The organism is Rhizobium sp. SVR5-9E, from assembly GCF_056755095.1.
In genome coordinates this window covers 1-304 of sequence record NZ_JBNDHS010000333.1, presented here as the reverse complement: position 1 = coordinate 304, position 304 = coordinate 1, and the positions used below count along the sequence as shown (strand labels likewise).

The 304-nt window shown below is 39.1% G+C and carries 1 protein-coding gene; it reads right to left on the bottom strand.

Annotated elements, in window-relative coordinates:
* Window positions 1-304 (bottom strand): TonB-dependent receptor plug domain-containing protein (locus tag ACPYOJ_RS35055; RefSeq protein ID WP_481420337.1); only part of this gene is annotated, 304 nt, incomplete at both ends.

Below are 304 nucleotides of genomic sequence, written 5' to 3'. Positions count from 1 at the left end.
TCCTGATACCGTTTAGAAGCAAAAGAACCTGTTCAGATGAGCTTCCCCGAAAACCAATATCACTCTGAACCCAATTGGCTCCTCTCCTTCTGATATCCATTCCTGTTACCTGCTGCAGAATTTCATCGATACTTTTTGCAGGAGAATTGATGATTTCTTCTCTGGTAATGACACTTATGTTTTGGTTGGCACTTTTATACGGTGTAGAAAACAATTTACCCTGAATCTCAATGGTTTCGATATCCGTTGAATTTTCCTGTGCCTGTGCAAAAAACAATGTTCCAAGAAAAAAAATACTTCCTGC